A 19,502-nucleotide genomic window follows, 5' to 3' on the forward strand; every position below is an offset into this window, starting at 1 on the left:
GAGCCTGGCTGGCCGGGGAGCCTAGCCAGCCGGGAAAACTAGCCGGGTGAGCTCAGCTCGCCTTGACGGCCAGCACCGGGCAGGATGCCTCCAGCAAAATCTGCTGGGCCGTGCTGCCCATGATCAGCTTTCCAACCGGGGTCCGCTTCCGGAGGCCGATCACGATGAGATCGGCCCGGTACTTCTCCGCGGCCTCCAGCACCTCGTTAGCCGCATCATTGCCACGCACCGGCTGCAGCACCAGGTGCTCAATGCCTTCCTTTTCCAGCCGTGCCGTCACCTCGTTGATGTCCGCGGCCTGGGCATACCGCTTGTCCACGATGGCGTCGCCGCGCGAGGAGTTGATGACGACCAGGCGGCTTTGGCTCTTCTGCGCCTCGGTGATGGCCCGGTCCAGGGCTGCGGTGCCCTCGGCCGTGGGAACGTAGCCGACAATGATGCTCACGATTTCTCCTGTCCGTGGTTGACTCCGTGGTTGGCATGGGTGCTGTCCGAGCGGTCTTTGGCCTCGGCAGGGCCCTCAACACCTGGTGCGGCAGCCGGTCCGGCAGCAGGCCCGGCAACAGCAGGCCCGGCAACAGCAGGCCCGGCAACAGCGGGTCCGCCGGTGGCCGCAAATCCCGCAGGCTGCGGCCGCAGGCGACGCCACATCTTGAACAGGAACGGCCAGAGGAGCACGAGCGCCACGATGATGTAGACCACGACGGCGATCGGCTCGCTCCACAGCCCGGAGACGTCGCCGGCGCTCAGCTGGAGCGTCTGACGCAGCTGCTTCTCCAGGCGGGGTCCGAGGATCACGCCGAGGATCAGCGGCAGGACCGGCAGGCCGTAACGGCGCATCAGGAAGCCCAGCGCACCGAGCACCAGCAGGATCGCCAGGTCGAACGCCTGAAGGTTCACCGAGTAGGCGCCCAGCGTGGCGAAGAAGAGGATGCCGGCGTACAGGTAAGGGCGCGGCAGCCGGAGCAGCTTCGCCCAGACCGGGGCCAGGGGAAGGTTGACCAGCAGCAGCAGGAAGTTGCCGATGAACAGGCTGGCAATCAGTGCCCAGACCAGCGGGCCTTCGTTTTCAAACAGGAGCGGTCCGGGCTGGATGCCGAACTGTACGAACGCCGCAAGCATGACAGCGGCGGTGGCGTTGGTCGGCAGGCCAAGGGCCAGCATCGGGGTCAGGGTGCCCGCCGCGGCGGCATTGTTGGCGGCCTCAGGACCGGCGACACCTTCAATGGCGCCCTTGCCGAACTCCTCGGGGTGCTTGGAGAGCCGCTTCTCCGTCACATAGGAGAGGAACGTGGGGATCTCGGCCCCGCCGGCGGGCAGTGCGCCGAACGGGAATCCGAAAGCTGTGCCGCGCAGCCACGGCTTCCAGGACCGCTTCCAGTCCTTCTTGCCCATCCACGGTGTGCCGACAGGGATGATCTCCAGCGGCGTGCGGCGCAGGTGCGCCGCCACCCACAGGGCTTCACCCACGGCGAAGATCGCCACGGCGACGACGACGACGTCGAGGCCGTCGGAAAGCAGCGGCAGGCCGAAGGTGAGGCGGGCCTGCCCGGAGACGATGTCGAGGCCGACGAGGCCGATCGCCAGGCCCAGCCCGAGGGACGCGAAGCCGCGCAGCCGGGAGGAGCCCAGGACCGCGGTGACGGCCAGCAGGGCCAGGACCATGATGGCGAAGTAGCTCGGCGAGCCGAGGCTCACGGCGAACTGGACCACAGTCGGCGCGAAGACCACAAGAAGCGTGGTGCCGATGGCGCCGGCGACGAACGAGCCGATGGCCGCCGTCGCCAGTGCCTGTGCGGCCCGGCCGGCCTTGGCCATGAGGTTGCCCTCGATGGCAGTGATCACCGAGGACGATTCGCCGGGGGTGTTGAGCAGGATGGAGGTGGTGGAGCCGCCGAACATGCCGCCGTAGTAGATGCCGGCAAACATGATGAACGCGCTGGTCGGTTCGAGGACGGTGGCCACCGGAAGCAGCAGCGCCACCGTCATGGCCGGGCCGATGCCGGGCAGAACGCCGACGGCGGTGCCCAGGATAACGCCGATCAGGGCGTACAGGAGGTTCATGGGGGTCAGCGCCGTCGCGAACCCGTCCATGAGTGAGGACAGGATGTCCATCTAGAGAATCCCTTCAAGGAGACCGGCGGGAAGGGCGATGCCCAGGCCGAGGTAGAAGCCGTAGAAGGTCAGGAGCGCCAGGGCCACGGAGATCAGTCCGTCGCGGATGTAGTGCCGGCTTCCCAGCGCCCAGACGCTGCCCCAGAAGAGCACCGTTCCGGAGATGACCCAACCGGCCCAGTCGATCAGCAGGATATTGGCGATGAAGGCGCCGGCCAGGGGGAGGACGGTCTTCCAGTCGCTCGGGTGGGTCAGGTCAACGTCCTCGCCGCCCTCGGCCTCGCCGCTTCCGCCCCGGAGAACGTTCAGTGCCAGCAACACGGCGCAGACGAGCAGGAGTGCTCCCACGATGATGGGCAGGGCCTTCGGGCCTACCGGATCCGACTGGGAGTACGGCACAACCAGGCGCGCTGCGTCAATGAGAACCAGGGCGCCGACCGCCCCGAGCAGGGCTGCGATGCCCAGCTCGGAGCGGCCTTTGAGGCGGGAGGCCAAGGTGGTCACGCCAATCCGAGCTTCGTCAGCACGTCGGCGACCCGCTTGTCCTGCTCGGTGAGGAAGGTCTTGAATTCGTCACCGGTGACAAAGGCGTCCGTCCAGCCGCGGGTCTTCAGGGTTTCCTTCCAGGAAGCCGACTCGTGCATCTTCTCCAGCGTGGCGATCAATGCGTCGCGGTCGGCGTCGCTGATGCCCGGAGGTGCCACGATACCGCGCCAGTTGGTGAAGACGAGGTCGATGTTGGACTCCTTCAGGGTGGGGGCGTCCACGCCTTCCAGCCGGTTTTCACCGCTCGTTGCCAGGACGCGGATGGACCCGGACTTGATCTGCTGCATGTATTCGCCCGCACCGGAGGCCGCGAAGCCAAGCTTGTTGCCGATAATGGCCGGGAGCAGGTCCCCGCCGCCGTCGTAGGAGACGAAGTTGACCTTGGTCGCGTCGATGCCCACGGCACCGGCAAGCTGCATCGGCAGCAGGTGGTCGGGGCCGCCCGCCGAGGAGCCGCCGCCGACGCTGACCTTGGACGGGTCCTTCTTCCAGGCAGTCACCAGGTCATCGATGGTCTTGTACGGGGAGTCCTTGGAAACCATGATGGCGCCGGGCTCTTCGATGAGCTTCGCGAGCGGGGTGGTATCCGTCAGCTTCGACTCGGACTTGTTGGTGTAGCTGGCGCCGACTACGCCGAGGCCCATGAGCATGGCCAGGTCGCCGTTGCCCTTTTCGTTGACCACACGCGCCAGGCCCACGGTGCCGCCGGCGCCGGCGAGGTTGAAGACCTCGGGGTTGGTGGCCAGCTTCTCGTCTTCGAGAACCTTTGCCGCGGCGCGTGCCGTGGTGTCGTAGCCGCCGCCGGGAGTGTTCGGCACCATGATGCGCAGCCCGGTGAGGGGTGCGGTGCTTGCCCCGGTGGTGGCGGTGCCGGCGTCGTTCTTGCCTGTCGCTCCACAGCCGGAAGCCATCAGGGCGATGCCTGCAGCGACGGCCGCGACGCGCAATGCGCTGAATCCGCGCATGTTGTTCCTCTTCTCGTTGGTCCGTTTGATCGGTGTGCTCCGATGCTAGGGCCGAACGTGATGCGGCTCACGCTTGTGTAACCAGAGAAAGTTAAGTTCATTGCGTTCACGTTTCCGCCCTCCCACAAGGGGGCAAACGGAGTTGCGGGCCCGGTACCGTTAGGTATAGCCCCACCCGCGCACCCACAGGAAGAACAGCAGCACATGACTCGACGGCGAGGAATGTCCCTTGCGGGGCAGTATCTTCGGCTGCAGCTCCTGATCGTGCTGGCGGTTCTCGTGGGCGTTGTTGCCATCTCGCTGGCCCAGTCGGCCGCGGCGTTTGAACGGGTTGAGGGCCGCCAGGCCCTTTCGGCCGCCGAAACGCTGGCAGCCAACCCCGCTGTCCGGAGGCTCCTGCCGGCCGCCCAGCCCCAGAGCGGATCCGTGCTTCCCTCCGTGGCAGAAGCGGTGCGGACCATCTCGGGGTCCTCCCTGGTCGCGCTGGCCCGGACCGACAGGACGGTGGTGACGTCGTCGGACCCGTCGCAGGAGGACCGGCCGCTGGAGCTTGGCGAGAGCGCGGTGATGACCGGGCGGGCGTGGACCGGGGTGGTCCGGACCGGGGCCGGGGAAGTGGTGGCCGCGCACGTGCCGGTGCTGAACGACGCCGGCAAGATGGTGGGGATCGCCGTCGTCGGCAGGAACTACCCGTCAGTGCTGGAACGGCTGGGCGACGCAGTCCCGAACCTGCTGACGTATCTGGGCGTGGCGAGTGTCCTGGGCGTGGCGGGTTCGCTGCTGCTGGCCCGCCGCGTCAAGCGCCAGACGCTCGGCATGGAGCCGGACGAGATCACCGGCCTCGTGGAGAACCGCGAGGCGATGCTGCACGGGCTCAAGGAGGGTGTGGTGGCGCTGGACCCGCAGCAGCGCATCACCGTGGTCAACGACAGTGCCCGCAGCCTGCTGGGCCTGCCGCACGACTGCGTTGGCAAGGATCTGGGGAGCCTTGCGGTGCCGCCGGCGCTTCGCGAGGTACTCACCGAGGACCAGCCCGGCCCCGACCGCCTGGTCCTGGTGGGCGAGCGGCTGGTGGTGCTGAACCGGATGCCGATGCGCTCGCACGGGCGGGTGATCGGTTCCGTCACCACTCTGCGCGACCGGACTGAACTGGCCTCCCTGGAGCGCGAGCTGGGCACCACGCGCACCGCGACGGACACCCTCCGCGCGCAGGCGCACGAGTTCGCCAACCAGCTGCACACGATCTCCGGCCTGATCCAGATCGGCGAGTATGACGCCGTCGTGCAGTTCGTCAACGGCACGACGTCGAACCGGACCCGCCTGAACGACGACGTGACCAGCAGGATCGGGGACCCCGCCCTGGCGGCGCTGCTCATTGCCAAGGCGAGCCTGGCCGCGGAGCGCGGAGTGTCCCTGCAGCTGGCGGAGGAATCCCGGCTGGGCAGGGTGGATGAGGAGCTGTCCCGCGATCTCACCACGGTGGTGGGCAACCTCGTGGACAACGCACTCGATGCCGTCACCAGCGCCGCTGAAGCCAGGGTCGAGGTGCTGATCGGGGAGGACGACGGCGGTGTGCGGGTTGACGTGCGGGATTCGGGACCGGGGGTCCCGGCGGAGGTCATGGACGACATTTTCCGGCAGGGGTTCAGTACCAAGAATTCGCCCGACGGCGGCCGCGGCTATGGCCTGGCGCTCGCCAGGGTGGTCTGCCAGCGCCGGGGCGGGCGGCTCACCGTGCGGAATGACCACGGTGCGGTGTTTACGGCCCTGCTGATGCGCAAGGGCACTGCTGATGCTTAGCACTACTGATGCTTAACGCTACTGATGCTTAACGAGGAGCTGACTTGATCAACGTACTCATCGTCGACGACGACTTCATGGTGGCCAAGGTCCACGCCGGCTTTATCCAGCGGACGCCGGGGTTCGCCGTGGTGGGGGTGGCCCACACCGGTGCGCAGGCTGTGCTTGAGACCAAACGGCTGCAGCCTGACCTGGTGCTGCTGGACATCCACCTGCCCGACATCAACGGCCTGGACCTGATGCACCAGCTGCGTGAGGTGGCGCCCGAACTGGACGTGCTGGTGATCAGTGCCGCGCGCGAGGTGGAGACGGTGCGGAAGGCGCTGCGCGGCGGGATCGTGCACTACCTCATCAAGCCGTTTTCGCAGACCGACCTGCAGGAGCGCCTGGAGCACTACCGGAATACCTACCGGAGCCTGGCTTCGTCCAAGGACGTGGCGGAGCAGTCGGACGTCAACCGCGTTTTCGGGCTGGAGCGCGCGGACCGTCCGCTGCCGAAGGGGTGCAGCGCCGAGACACTCCAGGTGGTGGAGAAGGCGCTGCGCGGCGCCGGCGGTGACGTGTCCGCCGCCGAGCTGGCCGTGCAGGTGGGGACGTCGCGCGTCAGTGCCCGGCGCTATCTGGAGTACCTCAACGATGAGGGGCTGGTGGACGTGACACTCAAGTACGGCGTCGGACGCCCCGAGCGAAGGTATGTGTGGAAGGCGGGGTGAACGACCCGCTCTTTAGCGGCCCGCTCTTTAGCTGCACGGTTTTTAGCTGCACCCGTCAGGGCCGCGCCCTGAGTTCTTCAATCCCCTGCAGCGCACTGACGGTGACCGCATCGATGTCGGCAGTGCCGTCAATGCGCACCAGCAGGGCGCGCCTGCCGTAGCGTTCGATGACGGGCTCGGTCTCCTGCCGGTACAGCTCCAGCCGGTGCCGGATGACGTTCTCGGTGTCATCGCTGCGCCCCTCGGCCTCGGAGCGGAGCAGCAGCCGGCGGACGATCTCGTCGTCGCCGGCGGCGATTTCGACCACCGCATCGAGCCTGTTTCCGGCGGCGTCCAGGATTCCGTCAAGGTCATCCATCTGGCTCACAGTGCGCGGGTAGCCGTCCAGGAGGAAGCCGTTCCTTGCGTCCCGTTCCTGCAGCCGCTCACGCAGCATGGCGGTGGTGAGATTGTCCGGGACGAGGTTGCCGGCGTCGAGGAATCGCTTGATTTCCCGGCCCAGGGGCGAGCCGTTGGCCAGGTGGCTGCGGAACATGTCCCCGGTGGAGATCTCGGGGATGTGAAGCTGTCCGCTGAGCCGGTGAGCCTGGGTGCCCTTGCCGGATCCGGGCGGGCCGATGAGCAGGATGCGGGTCATGCCGATGTTCCGATCTGCCGGGAGAGCACGCTTGCGCCCATTCTTCCGTCCGTCCCTGCCCCCTGCAATGGGTGGGTGCTGGCCGCGGTCCCGGCTGTCCGGTTCAAATGCCGGCGGCGCGTTCCTCCAGCAGCTCCCGGGTGCGCCGGTTCCGGGCCAGCCCGGCCGCCGCAGCGAATTCGGAACGTGCCTCCTCGGTCCGGCCGAGCCGGACCAGCAGTTCGCCGCGGACACTGGGCAGCAGGTGCGTTCCGCGCAGCGCCCCTCCGGAGGCGAGTCCGTCAACGATCACCAGCGCAGCCGCCGGTCCGGTGGCCATGGATACGGCCACGGCCCTGTTCAGTTCCACCACGGGGCTGGGCGCGATCCTGCCCAGTGCTTCATAGAGCAGGACGATGCGCTGCCAGTCGGTGTCGTCGACGCTGGGTGCCGTCGAGTGGCATTCGGCGATCGCGGCCTGCAGCGCGTAGTTTCCACGGCCCCGCCCCAGCGCGTCGCAGCGTCGCAGGGCGGCACGGCCGCGGCCGATCTGCGCCCGGTCCCACCGCGTCCGGTCCTGGTCCGCCAGCAGGACCGGAGACCCGTCGGGGGTGGTGCGGGCGGGGAAGCGGGAGGCCTGGAACTCCATCAGGGCCACCAGGCCGTGGGCCTCGGGCTCGCGGGGGACCAAGCCCGCCAGGATGCGGCCGATCCGCAAGGCCTCCTGCGCCAGGTCCGGCCGGATCCACGCGTCTCCCGCGGTTGCGGCATATCCTTCCGTGAACATCAGATAGACGACGCCGAGGACCGCTCCCAGCCGCGCACCCCACTCGTTGGGCTCGGGAACCTCAAAGGGCACCCGGGCCGCGGCGAGCGTTTTCTTGGCCCGCACAATCCGCTGCTGCACCGTGGCGACAGGCACCAGGAACAGCCGTGCGATCTCCTCCGTGGTGAGGCCGCCCACCACCCGCAGTGTCAGGGCCATCTGCGCCTCCCGGGAGAGGACCGGGTGGCAAGCGGTGAACACGAGCCGGAGAACGTCGTCCTCCAGCGGAACCCAGGTCACGCCGTCGTCGTCTTCCAGGTCCCGGGCCATGGCCCGGTAGCGTTCCTCAAGCCGTTCGGAACGCCGCCATGCATCGATGGCTTTGCGTTTGGCGACGGCGGTGAGCCAGGCGGCAGGGTTGTCAGGTGTCCCGGATGCCGGCCACTGGACCAGGGCCTCAGCCAGGGCTTCCTGCGCCAGGTCCTCGGCCAAACCAACATCCCGGGTGGCACGGGCGAGGGCACCGACGATGTGTGCACCCTCGATCCGCCAGAGGGCATCGAGCCGGCGCCGGACCCCGGCGCCGGCATCAGGGTTCCCCACAGCTTCGCTCACCGCCTGCCCGCTCACTCCCTGCCCGTTCACTTAGCCGGCCAGCGGCTCAGGGCTGGTTCAGCTCCTGGCGCCACACGGCTTCCTTCTTGATGTACTCGTTGTCCGCGAAGTCGGCAAAGTCGTCGGCCTCAGCGATCCGGCGGACCTCAAGCTTCGATCCGGGACCCAGCGGGCAGCGGCTGGCCCATTCCTTCGCCTCCTCCTTGGAAGCCACCTGGACAATCCAGAAGCCGTTGAACAGCTCATGCGTTTCCCCGTAGGGGCCGTCCGTCACCACGGGCGGTTCCTCGGAGAAGTCGACCACGAAGGCCGAGCCCTCGGACAGGTCGGTCAGGCCCTCGCCGGCGAGCATGACGCCGGCCTTGATGAGCTGTTCGTTGTAGGCGCCCATCTGGTTGAGGATCTCCTCGAACGGAACCTGCTTCGACGCCTCGATGGCCTCGTCCGTGGCGCGCATGATGAACATGTACTTCATGGTTCTCTCCTTGCCTTGACGTGGACGCCGTGTGCGTCCGTCTACTATCCCGTCGAACGGGGCGTGCGGAAATCGACAGGTGGTCAGGAATTTTTTTTCAGGGCCGGAATTTTTCAGGCAGTGCCGAAGGGGTTGTCGATGGCGAACTTCCATCCTTCGCGTCCTTTGCGGAGGACGTCGGCCGTCCTGCCGTGGAGGTCCACGTTGCTGCCATCGGCTGCGGTGCCCTTGATGGCCCATTCGGCGATGGCGAGGGCGATGTCGCCCATGACGTAGACATGGCGGGTGGTCATCCTGATGGGCAACCCGGCCTGCAGGAATCCCACCATGGCGTTGACGCTGTCTTCGCCGGTGGTAGGCATGCCCGGCTGGGGAACAAACACGGCATCCGGCTCGAAGAACTCCAGCATTCCGTCAACGTCCCTGGCGTTGAAGCGCGCTGCCCACGCCATGTGTAAAGCATGCGGATCCGTTATTCCCACGGGGCCCTCCCCACGACTCCATCGTCTGAGGTGGGCAATCTATCAGCAGCGGGGTACGGACGCCAGAGGGCAACAGCCAGCCCGCGGGCCGACGCCTGCTACCCGCGCCGGCGGACCTCAATCTGGCCCTCGTTCACCCTGGCCTCGTAGCTGGGCTGCGGCGTGGTTGCCGGCCCGCGGACTATGTGGCCGTCGTCGAGCCGGAACGTGCTGCCGTGCCAGGGGCAGGTGACACAGTCGTCGGCGATCGTGCCCTCATCGAGCGGGCCGCCCATGTGGCTGCACACGCTGTCCAGGGCCTGGACCCCGGCCCCGGAGCGGTACAGCAGGACCGACACCTTGCCGGCATCGACCTTTCGGTGGGCGCCGTCGGCGAGCTCGGATTCCGCAAGGACCGGAGTCCACTGCCTGGGCCCCGTCCTGCCTGCCGTCTTGTTGACGTTAACCGTGTTGGCGAAAACCAGGTGGCCGCCGAGGAATCCGCCGAACATCAGGACTCCGAAGCCGGCCAGTCCAAGAGCCCTGCCGGCGGCCCGGTTGCCGGAGGCCCGGGCCACGGCCGAGGAGGAGAACAGGCAGAGCGCTGCTCCGTTGGCGGCCGCATGGACGAGTCCCACCCGCCGCGACTTGCCCTGCGTGTCGGACCAGTCGTTGAGGCCGGCTGCAGCTGTTGGGACGGCCGTTGCTATTCCCGCGGCCACCAGGATGTCGGCGGCCGGCTCGGAGGCGGGGCCTCCCACGGCATCGAGGAGCGTGGCCATGGACCACGCCCCGATCGGGAAGTCGGTCAGAACCGGATGCAGCGGGTGGCCCAGCAGGGTGCCGCTGAGGGTGTTGCGGACGGGCCGCGGCTGGACGGCTTTTCCCACGGCCTTGGAGACGGCGGCGGCCACCCCGTCCAGCCGGTCAAAGTGTTCAATGGCATCAACTAACGCATGCAGCGGGTTCATGGCGGACTCCTTGGGCCTGGCGGTCAGGACACGTAGTGCACCAAAGTCTGCATCGCCGTGAACGCGATGACAAGGTGCCGGCAGGGCAGTCTCCGGTAACGTAATTGCACATGCCGCTGCCACCGTCCCGAATTTCCCGCGACCCCGCCGCCCCCGTTGCCTCCGTTGCCGAGGGGCTGGTGAAGCCGGTCATGGCGGGCATCGTGACGGCGCTTGTCGGCTTCACTTCCACCTTCGCAGTGGTTCTCTCCGGCCTCCGTGCCGTGGGGGCCGACCCCCGGCAGGCGTCGAGCGGCCTCCTCGCCCTGTGTCTGGTGGTCGGCGCCGGAGTGGTGCTCCTCGCCTGGCGGAGCCGGCTGCCGGTGACCCTCGCCTGGTCAACCCCGGGGGCCGCCCTGCTGGCCGTTGCGGGAGTTCCCGACGGCGGGTGGCCGGCCGCCGTCGGCGCCTTTCTGGTGACCGGGGTCCTGATCGCCGTGACCGGGCTTGTCCGCCCCCTGGGCAGACTCATCAGCAGTATCCCGGCACCCCTGGCACAAGCCATGCTGGCGGGGGTGCTGCTGCCGTTGTGCCTTGCCCCGGTGGAGGCGCTGCAGACCGCTCCGCTGCTGGTGGTTCCGGTCCTGCTGTGCTGGCTGCTGCTTTCACGGTTCGCGCCCCGCTGGGCGGTTCCCGGCGCACTGGCCGTGGCGCTCGCCGGCATCGTGGTGCAGCTGGCTGTTGACGGCCGGGCCGTGCCGGCCGGCGGTCTGCTGCCGGACCTGGCATGGACTGCGCCGTCCTGGTCGGTGGGCGCGGTGGCAGGCATCGCGCTGCCGCTGTACATCGTGACCATGGCGTCCCAGAACGTGCCCGGCGTGGCGGTGCTCGGGTCCTTCGGGTATCAGGCGCCGTGGCGGGCATCCATGCTGGTCACGGGCACAGGAACGCTGCTTGCCGCGCCGTTCGGCGGCCACGCCATCAACCTTGCTGCGCTCAGCGCCGCGCTGGCAGCCGGGGAGGAGGCCGGCGCGGACCGGGGCCGGCGCTGGGTGGCGGGCTTCGTCTCAGGACTGGCGTACCTGCTCCTGGGCGCCTTCTCCGCCGGACTCGCCGCCCTGGTGGCTGCGGCTCCTGCCGGGGTGCTGGAAGCGGTCGCCGGGCTCGCCCTGCTGGGCACGCTCGCAGGGTCTGCGGCCTCGGCTCTCGCAGAGCCGGGGGAGCGGACGGGCGCCGTGGTGGCCTTCCTCGTGGCCGCGTCCGGGCTGACCTTCCTCGGGATCGGGGCGGCGTTCTGGGCATTGCTGGCGGGCCTCCTGGTCCGGGAGGTGCTCAGGGACCGGAGCAAACCGCAAGGCAAAACTGCGGGTTAGTTGCCGGCTGCCCGCCGTGTTCTGTGTTCGGCGGCCGGGTAGACGCCAAGGATCCACACCTCGGTGGTGAAGAAGTCCAGTTCCTCGAGGGCACGGCTGAGCGCCGGATCCTCGGGGTGCCCTTCGACGTCGACCATGAACATCGTCGCCGCGAACTCGTTCCCCACCATGTAGCTTTCAAGCCGGGTCATGTTCACGCCGTTCGTGGCGAAGCCGCCCAGCGCCTTGTAGAGGGCGGAGGGAACGTTCCGCACCCGGAAAACGAAGCTGGTGACCGCCGGGCCGGGCAGTGCTTCCCGGGCGGGGAGTTCCGTTTCCCGGGCCAGGACCACAAAGCGGGTGGTGTTGGAGGGGTCGTCCTCGACTGCAGAGGCCAGGACTTCCAGGCCGTAGAGCTCGGCGGCCAGCGGCGGTGCGAGGGACAGCTTGGTGGGATCGTTCCACTCCCGCACCTCGCGGGCCGATCCGGCGGTGTCGCCGGCGATCACGGGTTTCAGCCCGGCCTCGCGGATCAGTTTCCGGCACTGGCCCAGGGCGTGAATGTGGCTGTGGACCTCGGTGGCGCCCTCGATGGTGCTGCCCGGGATGCCCAGCAGGTCGAAGTGGATGGGCAGGAAGAACTCTCCCACGATCTGCAGGCCGGAGTGCGGCAGCAGCAGGTGGATGTCGGCCACCCGGCCGGCGATGGAGTTCTCGATCGGGATCATGGCCAGATCCGTCGCGCCGCTGGACACCAGCTCGAAGGCGTCCTCGAAGCTGGCGCAGGGAACGCTCTCCAAGGCGGGGAACATCTGCTTGCAGGCTATGTCTGAGTTGGCGCCGGGCTCACCCTGGAACGCAATTTTCTGGGCCACGTTCCGTATGATGTCACGCCCGGCGCCGGCTAATCCAAACGGTGCTGCTTCACCTAAACTGCGCCGCCGCGCCCAAACAGCGCCTCGTCACGCAAACGGCGCCTCCCTACGCGAACAGCTGCTACCTCTTCGCGTAGTCGCTGAACCCCTGCCAGTCGATCACCACGCAGGCTTCATCGCCTACGGTCCAGGCATCATGTCCGGGCGGAATGATGGCGAAGTCACCGGGCCCGTACTCCATCTCCTCGCCGTCATCCATGACCACCTTCATCCGGCCGGAGACGAAGTAACCCTGATGGGCAGCCTGGCAGCTGTCCGTCTTGGCGATGGGTTTCACGTGCTGTGACCAGCGCCAGCCTGCCTCGAACGTGGCACGGCCCACGCCGCCGCCTTCCATGTGCACCAGCTGGAGCTGGCCTTTGCCGTCCTCAAACGGCCGGGTCTCCTCGGGCGAGTCGAAACTCTTGCGGATTAGACCTGGCATCTTAACCTCCTGTAGTGGATTTCCTGCTCCTGGGATGAAGGCTTGGAATGCAGATGCCGCTGTCTGCTACGCCACTTTGTAGGCCCGCCGGAGTGTCATGTCAAGGTCCGAAAACACCGCTCTGGATGCGGGCGATTTAAGTGCGGGCGAGCCGCTCGATGTCCTCACGGAATTCACTGACCATGGATGCGGTAACCGTTGCCTTTGTCTGGCGGACAGCCTCGAGGTAGCTGTCCGTCGTCAGCGTACCCTTCGCTGGTTGCCCGGCCCCGTCCTTTGGCTCCCGCACGGCGCACTCCAATGCGCGCTGCGACGCCTTCCGTGCAGCGCATCATGCTGGCGTTCCGGCCTCCGGGTTTGCTGACGGCGGGTACCCCAGACAGGGCCACCCGCCAGCGCGTGCCCGTTGCCAGTGGCCCCTTACTGGGCGGCGTCGAACCCGGCAAGCAGGCGGCGCGATGCAGTCTGCATGTGCGAGCGCATGGTCGCGGTGACTGCGGCGGGGTCGTGGGCTTCGAGCGCCGTGAAAATTTCGCGGTGTTCCTTCAGTGCGGCGGCGGCGTGGCCTTCGTCGGTCAGGGCCCGGTCAACCCAGATGCGAAGCAGCGAGCGGATGCTTTGCAGCAGCTCCCGGAGCACGTCGTTGCCGGAGCCTACGGCGATCTCGCGGTGGAACGCGGCGTCGGCCTCCACAAAGGCGGCCAGGTCCTCGAGGTTGTCCTCCATGGTCTGAAGGTTGGCGCGCATGCGGTCCAGTGCCGCGTCGTCGATGCGTTCAGCGGCCAGCTGCGCGGCCTGCACCTCGAGCCCGCTCCGGAGCTCCACCAGTTCGCGGGTGCGCGGGGCGCCCAGCATCAGGCCCCAGCTCAGGGTGCGGGGCAGCAGTTCCGAGACGCCGTCCCGCAGATACGTTCCTGATCCCGGCCGCACAATGACGATGCCCAAAATCTCCAGGGCCGCCAATGCTTCGCGCACTGCCGACCGGCCCACGCCGAGGGAGGCGGCAAGCGTCCGCTCGGCGGGAAGTCTGGTGCCGGCTGCGATATCGCCGCTGGTGAAGTAGGCCAGCAGGCGCTCGGCGACCTCGGACACCACCGATCCCTGTTCCATGGGGCCAAGGGCGGCGCTGATCTTGGCCGTAGCGGCTGTGGTGTTTTCGGACATCTTCAAAGCGTAGCAACCGGCTGACCAATTCTCGGGGGGAAAGCGGTAAGAGCAGATAAATCCGTCAACCGGTTGACCAATTTGCCGTTGGAGCCGTATGGTTGATCTCACACGCTTAGCCAATGCCGGTCTCCTTCCGGCGGAGGGCATTAAGACAACCCCCACGCCTCCAGAGCAGGGTGCGGCCGGGGATACCAATATCTAGGAGTCAATGTGGACACCACACAATCGGTGGTCGAACGATCTGCAATCAGGAAAGTGGCGATCCGGCTCGTTCCGTTCGTCGCCTTGATGTTCTTCATCAACTACCTTGACCGCACGGCCATCTCCTTTGCCGGCCCCAACGGCATGAACACGGACCTCGCCCTCTCCGCGGCGCAGTTCGGCTTCGCTTCCGGCGTTTTCTTCATCGGTTACATCCTGCTCGAGGTCCCCAGCAACCTGGCCCTGCACAAGTTCGGCGCCCGGCGCTGGCTGGCCCGCATCATGGTCAGCTGGGGCATCGTCTCGCTCCTGTTCACCTGGGTCGGCAACGTTGAGCAGCTCTACATCCTGCGCTTCATCCTCGGTGTCGCCGAGGCCGGCTTCTTCCCCGGCGCCATCCTCTTCCTGAGCCTTTGGGTTCCGGCCCGGCACCGCAGCAAGATCCTTGCCCTCTTCTACCTGGCACAGCCGCTGACCACCGTCATCGGTGCTCCGCTGGCCGGCCTCCTCATCCAGCAGCACGGCCTCTTCGGCCTCGCCGGCTGGCGGGTCATGTTCTTCGGCGTCGCGCTCCCCGCGATCATCGTCGGCATTATCGCCTGGTTCTACCTGGCTGATTCCCCGGCCAAGGCCAAGTGGCTCACGGCTGAAGAAAAGACGTGGCTGACCGGCGCCCTGGAGAAGGAAAAGAAGGAAACCGTCGCCAGCAACAAGCACGTCAGCGTCCGCACCGTCTTCGGCAACGGCCGCGTCTGGGTCCTGTCCGCCATCTACTTCGGCTTCATCTACGGCCTGTACGCCCTCGGCTTCTTCCTGCCCACCATCATCGCCGGCTTCGAGACCATCTACGGCGCCAAGTTCGATGTCCTGCAGAAGGGCCTCATCACGGCGATCCCTTACCTGCCGGCAGCCGCTGCCCTGTACTTCTGGTCCAAGGACGCCACGAAGCGGGGTGTGAAGACCTGGCACATCGCTGTTCCCGCCCTGGTCGGCGGCCTCAGCATCCCGCTGGCGCTGTTCGCCGGCTCCCCGGCGGCCACCATCGCCGTCATCACCATCACGGCCATGTCCATCTTCGCGGCACTGCCCAACTTCTGGACCGTGCCCACCCAGTTCCTCACCGGAGCGGCCGCTGCTGCAGGCATCGCCCTGATCAACACCGTGGGCAACCTGGCAGGCTTCAGCGCCGGCTACATCACGGGCTGGCTCAAGGACTGGACCGGCAGCTACACGGTTCCGATGTTTGTCGTCGGCGGTTTCATGCTCCTCTCCTGCATCCTCATGGTGGCCCTGAGCCGCTCCGGCAAGGTCAGCCAGGGAGTTGCGGCAGAGGCGCTGGATCCCGCGGGCGCCGGACACCACTCCGAGCCGTAACCAGCACAGCGCCGTAAGCAAAAAAACCAGCGGCACCCCAAGCCGGTTGCGCCCTCCGCCACGGAGGGCGCAACCACACCAACAGCGCCAAACAGATTTCCCACGCCCAACCACCAGCCAAGAGCCACCTCAGGAGAAACCGCATGACCCGCCTGTTCAATGAACCTGCAGCGTTTGCTGATGAGATGATCGAGGGCTTTGTTGCCTCGCATGGCCGGTGGGTGCGGCGTGTTTCCGGCGGCGTGGCCCGCAGCACGAGGAGCACCCGGGACACGGTGGCCTTGGTGATCGGCGGCGGTTCCGGCCATTACCCGGCGTTCGCGGGTCTGGTGGGCCAGGGTCTGGCGCACGGCGCGGCGATGGGCAATCTCTTCGCGTCCCCGTCGGCGCAGCAGGTTTACAACGTGGCCAAGGCCGCGAACAACGGTGCCGGGGTGCTGCTGGGTTACGGCAATTACGCCGGTGACGTGCTGCACTTCACGCAGGCCCAGGACAAGCTCCGCGCCGAGGGAATTGACTGCCGCAGCATCGCCGTGACCGACGATGTTTCCTCCGCCCCGCTGGCCGAGCGGCACAAGCGCCGGGGTATCGCCGGCGACCTGACGGTCTTCAAGGTCGCTGCGGCCGCCGCGGAGGCAGGGCATTCGCTGGACGCCGTCGTGGAGATCGCCGGACGCGCCAATGACCGAACCCGGTCCTTCGGTGTCGCGTTCTCCGGCTGCACTCTTCCGGGTGCGGAGAAGCCGCTGTTCACCGTCCCGGAGGGACGGATGGCCGTGGGCATGGGCATCCACGGCGAACCGGGCATCGATGAAACAGGCATTCCGACGGCGGATGAGCTCGCCGAACTGCTTGTGGGCAAGCTCCTCACCGAGGTCCCAGAAGGCCTTGCGTCGCCTGGCGACACCAACAAACGTGCGCGGGTGGTGCCGATCCTGAACGGCCTGGGCTCGGTGAAGTACGAGGAACTGTTCGTCGTCTACCGCCGCGTCGCCCAGCTCCTGGCCGAGGCCGGCGTGGAAGCGGTGGACCCGCAGGTCGGCGAGCTGGTGACCAGCTTCGACATGGCCGGCACCTCGCTGACCCTGTTCTGGCTCGACGCCGAACTCGAAGAACTCTGGAACGCCCCGTGCGACGCGCCGGCCTTCCGCCGCGGCGCTGTCACCGCACAGGCTCTGAGCGCCGACGAACTCGCCGCCACCGACACCGAGACCACGGTGATCCCGGACGCCACGGACGAGTCCCGCGCCGCTGCCGTGCGGGTCCTGGCCGCCCTCGGCGCCGCCAAGGACGTCATCGACGCGAACGTCGAGGAACTGGGCCGCATCGATGCGATCGCCGGCGACGGCGACCACGGCATCGGCATGGAGCGCGGTGTCCGCGCAGCCGTCGAAGCCGCAACGGACGCCGTCGAACGCGGTGCCGGCGCCGCCACCACCCTGCACCTGGCCGCCGATGCCTGGGCCGACCGGGCCGGCGGCACCTCCGGTGCCCTGTGGGGCATGGCCCTGCGCGCGGTCGGGGACGCGATCGGCAACAGCACCACGCCCGACGCCGGCGCTGTCGCCGCCGGGGTGGCGGAAGCCGCCGCCTCCATCATGGGCTTTGGCAAGGCCAAAGTGGGCGACAAGACCCTCGTGGACGTGCTGGTTCCGTTCCGCGACGCCCTGTCCGCCGCCGTCGGCACTGGGCATTCGCTCACCGACGCCTGGGGAACGGCAGCCTCCGCCGCCCAGCAGGCCGCGGAGGAAACCGCCAACCTGCTGCCCCTGATGGGCCGGGCACGCCCGCACGCCGAGAAGAGCCTGGGCACCCCGGACGCCGGCGCCGTTTCCATGGCACTGATCGTCCGCGCCATCCACAACACCCTCGCCGAGGCGAAAGCCGCAGCAACCACCACGAAGGAGAACGCATGAGCGCCAAACTGCGCCTGGTCATCGGTTCCGACGACGCCGGATTCGAGTACAAGGAAGCCCTGAAGGCGGACCTGGAGGCGTCCGAACTGGTCGAGTCCGTGCAGGACGTCGGCGTGGACGCCACCAGCCACACCCCCTACCCGTCCGTGGCCATCGCCGCCGCCGAACTCATCGCCGCCGGCAAGGCAGACCGTGCCCTGCTGGTCTGCGGCACCGGCCTCGGTGTGGCGATCGCGGCAAACAAGGTCCCCGGCGTCCGCGCCGTCACCGCCCACGACTCCTTCTCCGTCGAGCGTTCCATCCTGTCCAACAACGCCCAGGTCCTCACCTTCGGCCAGCGCGTCGTGGGCCTGGAACTCGCCCGTCGCCTGGCCAAGGAATGGCTCACCTACACCTTCGACGAAACCTCCGCCTCGGCCGGGAAGGTCACCCTGATTAAGGACTACGAAGGTGTCACTTCCTGCTAACCCCGCCACCGGTTCATCCCGGCCGCACGCCAAGGGGCCCAGTGCCATCATCGGCGTGAGCCTGAAGATGTACTTCGGCTACGAACGCACCCTGGACTGGTGCCGGGACGTGGCCCGGATAGCCTCGGCCCACCCGGCCGTGCGCAGTGGGGACATTGAACTGTTCGCCCTGCCGGCCCACCCGGTCCTGCCCGAGTGCGCGCGGATCCTCTCCGCCGCCGGGGCAGCCGCGGGCGCCCAGGACATCTTCTGGGAGGACGAGGGCGCCTTCACCGGCGAGGTCAGCGGCAAGATGGTCGCCGAAACCGGCGGCCGGTACGCCGAGGTGGGCCACGCCGAACGGCGCCGCATCTTCGGCGAGGACGACGACGTGATCGGGCTCAAGACCGCTGCGGCCTACCGCAACGGCCTCACCCCGGTGCTGTGCGTGGGCGAACCCGGCCGCGGTACCGCGGCAGACGCCATCAAGCACTGCATCCGCGAAATCGACGGCGTCCTGAACCGGGCTGAAAGCCTCGCCCGCGCCGGCCGGACCATCGTGGCATACGAACCGCAGTGGGCCATCGGCGCCCCCGAGCCCGCCTCCCCGGAGTACATCAGCGAAGTCATCACCGGACTCGACGCCCACCTGCGCAGCCGCGAAGGCCAGGCGGACAGCAGGGTCATCTACGGCGGCAGCGCCGGCCCCGGCCTGATCAGCCAGCTCGGCCCCGCCGTCACCGGACTGTTCCTGGGCCGCTTCGCCCACAACCCGGCAGCCGTGAAGGACATCCTGGACGAAACCGCGGCACGCCTCGGGCTCCTGGAACCTGCAGGGGGCCGGGCATGAACGCCACAACCGGGCAGGGCTCAAAAATCGGGCTCAGCAGCTACGCGTTCTTCTGGCAGCTCTCGGACCGGGTCTCCCGTCCACTGAGCATCCACGAGGCGCTGGAGCGGACCGCGGAACTGGGTGTGGACCTGTTCCAGATCTGCGACTACGCCCCGCTGGAAACCATGACCGACGAGGAACTGCAGGCCGTAAAGGCCACCGCCGACTCGCTCGGAATCAGCCTGGAGCTGGGCACCAAGGGCATCCGGCCCGAGCACCTGCGGAAGTTCCTGCACATCGCCAGGATCCTGGGCGCACCCCTGCTGCGGACCATGTTCAACACCCCCGGGCACACCCCGACTGCGGACGAGGCCGTGGAGATCTTCACCCAGGTCCTGCCCGAGTTCAAGGCGGCCGGGGTGAGGATCGCCATCGAAACCTATGAGCAGGTCCCAACCTCCCGCATCCTGGAGGTCGTGGACCGCGTCGGAAGCCTGTACCTGGGAATCTGCAGCGACCCGGCCAACACCGTGGCCGCCCTGGAGATGCCGCGTGAGGTGATCGACGCCGTCGCACCCCACGTGCTGAACATGCACATCAAAGACTTTGCGTTCAGCCGCAAAGAGGGGTGGGTCGGGTTCACGTACTCCGGCGCGCCGCTCGGGGAAGGACTCCTGGACTACGACTACATGGTCCGGAAGCTTCAGCCCAAAGAAAGAAACATCAACCAGATCGTCGAACACTGGCTGCCATGGCAGGACTCCGAGGACGAAACCATCCGCCTCGAAAACCAGTGGACCCAGCAAAGCCTCGATTTCCTAAGGAGCAAATGA

The 19,502-nt window shown here is 67.7% G+C and carries 21 protein-coding genes; 8 read left to right on the forward strand and 13 right to left on the reverse strand.

Annotated elements, in window-relative coordinates; genetic code table 11:
* Window positions 1–52 precede the first annotated feature (52 nt).
* Genes BWQ92_RS11940 through BWQ92_RS11955 form a run of 4 tightly spaced genes read right to left on the reverse strand, consistent with a single transcriptional unit; the run spans window position 53 to window position 3,626 of the window.
* Window positions 53–445, reverse strand: coding sequence for a universal stress protein (locus BWQ92_RS11940; RefSeq protein WP_076799753.1), 393 nt, complete (start codon window positions 443–445; stop codon window positions 53–55).
* Complete coding sequence (locus tag BWQ92_RS11945; RefSeq protein ID WP_076799755.1) at window positions 442–2,115, reverse strand: tripartite tricarboxylate transporter permease; 1,674 nt, start codon at window positions 2,113–2,115, stop codon at window positions 442–444. The genes BWQ92_RS11940 and BWQ92_RS11945 overlap by 4 nt, the downstream gene beginning before the upstream one ends.
* On the reverse strand, window positions 2,116–2,619 hold the full coding sequence (locus BWQ92_RS11950) for a tripartite tricarboxylate transporter TctB family protein (protein WP_076799756.1): 504 nt from the start codon (window positions 2,617–2,619) through the stop codon (window positions 2,116–2,118). It lies immediately after the preceding gene.
* A complete protein-coding gene (locus BWQ92_RS11955) occupies window positions 2,616–3,626 on the reverse strand; it encodes a Bug family tripartite tricarboxylate transporter substrate binding protein (RefSeq protein ID WP_076799758.1) in 1,011 nt (336 codons plus the stop codon). The genes BWQ92_RS11950 and BWQ92_RS11955 overlap by 4 nt, the downstream gene beginning before the upstream one ends.
* Before the next feature lie 222 nt (window positions 3,627–3,848).
* Here BWQ92_RS11955 and BWQ92_RS11960 point away from each other — a divergent pair, with 222 nt between their 5' ends.
* Together BWQ92_RS11960 and BWQ92_RS11965 are read left to right on the forward strand one after the other, a co-directional pair.
* Window positions 3,849–5,426 carry a sensor histidine kinase gene (locus tag BWQ92_RS11960; RefSeq protein ID WP_076799760.1) on the forward strand — a complete coding sequence of 526 codons (1,578 nt, stop codon included), beginning with the start codon at window positions 3,849–3,851 and terminating at the stop codon, window positions 5,424–5,426.
* Window positions 5,427–5,470: 44 nt separating this feature from the next.
* Window positions 5,471–6,139, forward strand: coding sequence for a response regulator (locus tag BWQ92_RS11965; RefSeq protein WP_076799761.1), 669 nt, complete (start codon window positions 5,471–5,473; stop codon window positions 6,137–6,139).
* A 55-nt stretch (window positions 6,140–6,194) separates the two neighbouring features.
* On the opposite strand, the gene BWQ92_RS11970 is transcribed toward BWQ92_RS11965, so the two are convergent.
* The 5 genes from BWQ92_RS11970 to BWQ92_RS11990 form a co-directional block, all read right to left on the reverse strand.
* Complete coding sequence (locus BWQ92_RS11970) at window positions 6,195–6,776, reverse strand: adenylate kinase (RefSeq protein ID WP_076799763.1); 582 nt, start codon at window positions 6,774–6,776, stop codon at window positions 6,195–6,197.
* A 103-nt stretch (window positions 6,777–6,879) separates the two neighbouring features.
* Window positions 6,880–8,136 carry an RNA polymerase sigma factor gene (locus BWQ92_RS11975; RefSeq protein ID WP_236782935.1) on the reverse strand — a complete coding sequence of 419 codons (1,257 nt, stop codon included), beginning with the start codon at window positions 8,134–8,136 and terminating at the stop codon, window positions 6,880–6,882.
* A gap of 46 nt (window positions 8,137–8,182) precedes the next feature.
* The gene (locus BWQ92_RS11980) at window positions 8,183–8,611 is read right to left on the reverse strand and encodes a YciI family protein (protein WP_076799765.1); all 429 of its coding nucleotides are present in this window, start codon (window positions 8,609–8,611) and stop codon (window positions 8,183–8,185) included.
* A gap of 113 nt (window positions 8,612–8,724) precedes the next feature.
* Window positions 8,725–9,063 (reverse strand): YybH family protein, encoded by a 339-nt coding sequence (locus BWQ92_RS11985; protein WP_157365142.1) that lies wholly within the window; start codon window positions 9,061–9,063, stop codon window positions 8,725–8,727.
* A 128-nt stretch (window positions 9,064–9,191) separates the two neighbouring features.
* Window positions 9,192–10,043, reverse strand: coding sequence for a Rieske (2Fe-2S) protein (locus BWQ92_RS11990; protein WP_076799769.1), 852 nt, complete (start codon window positions 10,041–10,043; stop codon window positions 9,192–9,194).
* 191 nt (window positions 10,044–10,234) lie between these two features.
* Here BWQ92_RS11990 and BWQ92_RS11995 point away from each other — a divergent pair, with 191 nt between their 5' ends.
* On the forward strand, window positions 10,235–11,395 hold the full coding sequence (locus BWQ92_RS11995) for a benzoate/H(+) symporter BenE family transporter (protein ID WP_172411583.1): 1,161 nt from the start codon (window positions 10,235–10,237) through the stop codon (window positions 11,393–11,395).
* Here the strand turns inward: BWQ92_RS11995 and BWQ92_RS12000 are convergent.
* The 4 genes from BWQ92_RS12000 to BWQ92_RS12010 form a co-directional block, all read right to left on the reverse strand.
* Window positions 11,392–12,249 carry a prephenate dehydratase gene (locus tag BWQ92_RS12000; RefSeq protein WP_076799772.1) on the reverse strand — a complete coding sequence of 286 codons (858 nt, stop codon included), beginning with the start codon at window positions 12,247–12,249 and terminating at the stop codon, window positions 11,392–11,394. The two genes, BWQ92_RS11995 and BWQ92_RS12000, sit on opposite strands and share 4 nt — an antisense overlap.
* Before the next feature lie 121 nt (window positions 12,250–12,370).
* Entirely contained in the window at window positions 12,371–12,733 is a 363-nt protein-coding gene (locus tag BWQ92_RS12005) for a cupin domain-containing protein (protein WP_076799774.1), read from the reverse strand.
* A 136-nt stretch (window positions 12,734–12,869) separates the two neighbouring features.
* Window positions 12,870–13,022 (reverse strand): hypothetical protein, encoded by a 153-nt coding sequence (locus BWQ92_RS23540; protein WP_157365143.1) that lies wholly within the window; start codon window positions 13,020–13,022, stop codon window positions 12,870–12,872.
* Window positions 13,023–13,153: 131 nt separating this feature from the next.
* A complete protein-coding gene (locus BWQ92_RS12010) occupies window positions 13,154–13,897 on the reverse strand; it encodes a FadR/GntR family transcriptional regulator (protein WP_076799776.1) in 744 nt (247 codons plus the stop codon).
* A 213-nt stretch (window positions 13,898–14,110) separates the two neighbouring features.
* Between BWQ92_RS12010 and BWQ92_RS12015 the strand changes: the two genes are divergently transcribed.
* From BWQ92_RS12015 to BWQ92_RS12035, 5 genes are all read left to right on the forward strand, one after another.
* Window positions 14,111–15,475, forward strand: a complete 1,365-nt coding sequence (locus tag BWQ92_RS12015) for an MFS transporter (RefSeq protein WP_076799777.1) — start codon at window positions 14,111–14,113, stop codon at window positions 15,473–15,475.
* 143 nt (window positions 15,476–15,618) lie between these two features.
* Window positions 15,619–17,391: a dihydroxyacetone kinase family protein gene (locus BWQ92_RS12020; RefSeq protein ID WP_076799779.1), complete on the forward strand. Its 1,773-nt coding sequence runs from the start codon at window positions 15,619–15,621 to the stop codon at window positions 17,389–17,391.
* On the forward strand, window positions 17,388–17,858 hold the full coding sequence (locus tag BWQ92_RS12025; RefSeq protein WP_076799781.1) for a ribose-5-phosphate isomerase: 471 nt from the start codon (window positions 17,388–17,390) through the stop codon (window positions 17,856–17,858). Before BWQ92_RS12020 ends, BWQ92_RS12025 begins: the two co-directional genes overlap by 4 nt.
* Window positions 17,842–18,687, forward strand: a complete 846-nt coding sequence (locus tag BWQ92_RS12030) for a triose-phosphate isomerase family protein (protein ID WP_076799782.1) — start codon at window positions 17,842–17,844, stop codon at window positions 18,685–18,687. Before BWQ92_RS12025 ends, BWQ92_RS12030 begins: the two co-directional genes overlap by 17 nt.
* Entirely contained in the window at window positions 18,684–19,502 is an 819-nt protein-coding gene (locus BWQ92_RS12035) for a sugar phosphate isomerase/epimerase family protein (protein WP_076799784.1), read from the forward strand. Before BWQ92_RS12030 ends, BWQ92_RS12035 begins: the two co-directional genes overlap by 4 nt.

Source organism: Arthrobacter sp. QXT-31 (genome assembly GCF_001969265.1).
Lineage (GTDB): Bacteria > Actinomycetota > Actinomycetes > Actinomycetales > Micrococcaceae > Arthrobacter.

Coding starts and splice junctions, on each gene's coding strand:
- BWQ92_RS11945 (WP_076799755.1), bottom strand. CDS start 2,115: ATGGACATCCTGTCCTCACTCATGGACGGGTTCGCGACGGCGCTGACC.
- BWQ92_RS11955 (WP_076799758.1), bottom strand. CDS start 3,626: ATGCGCGGATTCAGCGCATTGCGCGTCGCGGCCGTCGCTGCAGGCATC.
- BWQ92_RS11960 (WP_076799760.1), top strand. CDS start 3,849: ATGTCCCTTGCGGGGCAGTATCTTCGGCTGCAGCTCCTGATCGTGCTG.
- BWQ92_RS11970 (WP_076799763.1), bottom strand. CDS start 6,776: ATGACCCGCATCCTGCTCATCGGCCCGCCCGGATCCGGCAAGGGCACC.
- BWQ92_RS11980 (WP_076799765.1), bottom strand. CDS start 8,611: ATGAAGTACATGTTCATCATGCGCGCCACGGACGAGGCCATCGAGGCG.
- BWQ92_RS11985 (WP_157365142.1), bottom strand. CDS start 9,063: ATGGCGTGGGCAGCGCGCTTCAACGCCAGGGACGTTGACGGAATGCTG.
- BWQ92_RS11990 (WP_076799769.1), bottom strand. CDS start 10,043: ATGAACCCGCTGCATGCGTTAGTTGATGCCATTGAACACTTTGACCGG.
- BWQ92_RS11995 (WP_172411583.1), top strand. CDS start 10,235: ATGGCGGGCATCGTGACGGCGCTTGTCGGCTTCACTTCCACCTTCGCA.
- BWQ92_RS12005 (WP_076799774.1), bottom strand. CDS start 12,733: ATGCCAGGTCTAATCCGCAAGAGTTTCGACTCGCCCGAGGAGACCCGG.
- BWQ92_RS12010 (WP_076799776.1), bottom strand. CDS start 13,897: ATGTCCGAAAACACCACAGCCGCTACGGCCAAGATCAGCGCCGCCCTT.
- BWQ92_RS12020 (WP_076799779.1), top strand. CDS start 15,619: ATGACCCGCCTGTTCAATGAACCTGCAGCGTTTGCTGATGAGATGATC.
- BWQ92_RS12025 (WP_076799781.1), top strand. CDS start 17,388: ATGAGCGCCAAACTGCGCCTGGTCATCGGTTCCGACGACGCCGGATTC.
- BWQ92_RS12035 (WP_076799784.1), top strand. CDS start 18,684: ATGAACGCCACAACCGGGCAGGGCTCAAAAATCGGGCTCAGCAGCTAC.